This is a genomic window from Candidatus Dependentiae bacterium (genome assembly GCA_018897535.1).
Lineage (GTDB): Bacteria > Babelota > Babeliae > Babelales > UASB340 > UASB340.
Genome location: JAHIKO010000074.1, coordinates 1 through 2,322 on the forward strand (window position 1 = coordinate 1; position 2,322 = coordinate 2,322).

Below are 2,322 nucleotides of genomic sequence, written 5' to 3' on the forward strand. Positions count from 1 at the left end.
ACGTTTCCATGGTGCCCATGGGGAACGCGTGGGCCTCATCGGCCGCAATGAATTTGCGATCGGTTCCGTTTCCGTCCGTGGCCGTTCCCCGGTACTCCTCAAAGGTGATGCCGCCGAACTTGAACCCCTTGCGCGGATCACCCCCCAGACGCTCGGATGCCTCGGAATGGTACAGGAAAGCCTTTTCCACTTCAGGGTGGCTGATCAAAGCATCGAAGAACCCTTCGGAGCAGAGGGCATAGACCTTGGACATGACTTCTCCCATGAGATTGTCCTCGATGTGGCGGTTCACCGTGAGGCATTTGCTCCGGACGTCGGTTTCATCCACCGTAAGGGCAAAAGGCACTTCCTTGGGGGTGATGCCGAACTCGGTGTAAAGGTTGTACAAGGTGGAGCCGTCGGCATCCAGGATGATGCCTTTAAGCGCCCCCATGCGCAGGTGCTCGATGGTGATGCCGAACTTGTTCTTTGCGGCCTGCAAATGGTCGTTCATGATCTGGGCCGGGCCGGACACCTGGTTCTCCGTGCCGAAGGCTCGGACCCCGTCGTATTCGCTGGGCAGGATCACGTCATCCAAAGGAATATGGGGGATGTTGAAGGTCCGGACTTTCCGTTTCCCCATTTTATTCTGGGTGCCCGGGGACCCCACGGGCAGGGTGGGAAGCAGGTTCAACACCCCGTTTTGTTCTTCCACGATGATGGACCGGGTGGAAACGCCCTTTTCCGGAAACAGGTTCATCTCACGGCACCGGCCGTAATTGTTGGGCAGGATGTTGATGGAGGCCGTAAGGCTGGTCATGCTGAAAGCATCGATTTCAAAAGGATTGAGTATCATTATTTATTTCTCCCGAATAATAAAGTTATGAGTGACGAGTTATGAGTGATGAGTGGTACGTGATGAGTTATGAGTAAAAAGAAGATAAATTCCATCAACCCTTTACCCGTTCCCCATCACCCGTTAATGCTCTTACGCCTGATCGCGGCTTACAATGCCCGTGGCTTTGAGCAGGGCCAGGGCCGCTGTTTTTTGCGGGGTGGTGGCGCCGTCCGGCCAGACCAAGTTATCCTCAACGATTACCGCATCCCGGACAATGGCAACCCCTTTGACATCCGCGCTGGTGGCATCATAACCCGCAATGGTAAAACCATAGGCGTTCTGGGACCCGTCCACGGCGGCAAAATCAATGGCCACCACTTTGCCGGACCCGTCAGCCACGGTGATGGTGAACGTGTCTCCCAAAGCAAAATCAGGGGTCCCGTCGTTTAAGGTGAAATTGATCTGGGGGTTTTCGTAGGCCTCCCCTACTTCCGCATCCGGCAGGGCCTCGCCGTTGGGGGCGGTGACCTTGAAGGTTCCTGCTCCTGTGGCAATGGCCGCGCACTCCAGGACATAATCCCCGATCTGCACGTCATCACCGGCAGTAACTCCAGTGCAGGTGCCGGCGCCGGTATTGGTGCCCCCTGCGGTTCCCGTTGCTGGAGTAGCGTTGGTTATTTTGCCGATGACAGCGGCAAGGCTGAGATTTTCGCCGGTGGCCACCACAATCGCTTCGCGTGAAAAGAAATTTTCCTGCTCCCATTTGAGCAGGTCGTTCAATCTGTTGGGTTCGGTTAAGCTGGGCATTTTTTATTCCTCCCTTTGGGGCACACAGGCCCGTGTTTACATGGTTTTATTTGATGCCGGCGCGTTGCTTTGCATTTTCCAGCAAGGGGTTGCTTTCGCCGGTGGTGGTTGCCCCCACGGTGGAATAAACCGCCTGGCCCTGGCTTTGGTCTGCCTTGGCCTTGAGGATCTTTTCCTGGGACTGTTCAACGGTCAATCCTTCTTCAATCAATCCCCTGGCCATGGCTGAAGCACCGGCCAAAGTGCACAGATTGAAAATGCCTTTCACGCGCTCTGCGGCCATTTTGTCTGCTTCGGTCCTGGCTTCGGCTTTGATCCGGTCCACCTCGGCCTGGGGGGTCAGGCTTTCGGTCCCCATGCCCAGGTCTTTTAACTGGGCCAAAACGTCGGTGTTCTTTGCCGTGACCAGTTCCTTTAACTTGTCGCAAAATCCCTTGATGTCGAATCCTTCCATGTTGAAGACTCCTTTTGCTGTGGTTTTGGGTTTGGATATCTTTTTGGTGATCTCTGCAATCACCCCGTCATAGGTCAGGACCTTGTCCGCAAGGCCGATGTTTACGGCTTCCTCGCCCCGGTAGATCCCGGCCTGGGTGTCGTAGATGACCTGGGGATCCAGTTTCCGGTTCCGGGCCACGGTCTGCACAAACAGGTCATAGGACTGGTCCACGCGCTTTTGAAGATCGGCCCGGGCACGGTCG

3 protein-coding genes are annotated in these 2,322 nt (G+C 55.7%); all 3 read right to left on the reverse strand.

Annotated features, from left to right (window positions below; genetic code table 11):
- Positions 1–832 (reverse strand): major capsid protein (locus tag KKE07_05025; GenBank protein MBU4270204.1); only part of this gene is annotated, 832 nt, incomplete at its 3' end.
- 135 nt (positions 833–967) lie between these two features.
- Positions 968–1,624, reverse strand: a complete 657-nt coding sequence (locus KKE07_05030) for a head decoration protein (protein ID MBU4270205.1) — start codon at positions 1,622–1,624, stop codon at positions 968–970.
- 46 nt (positions 1,625–1,670) lie between these two features.
- On the reverse strand, positions 1,671–2,322 hold a 652-nt coding region (locus KKE07_05035; protein MBU4270206.1), incomplete at its 5' end, for a S49 family peptidase.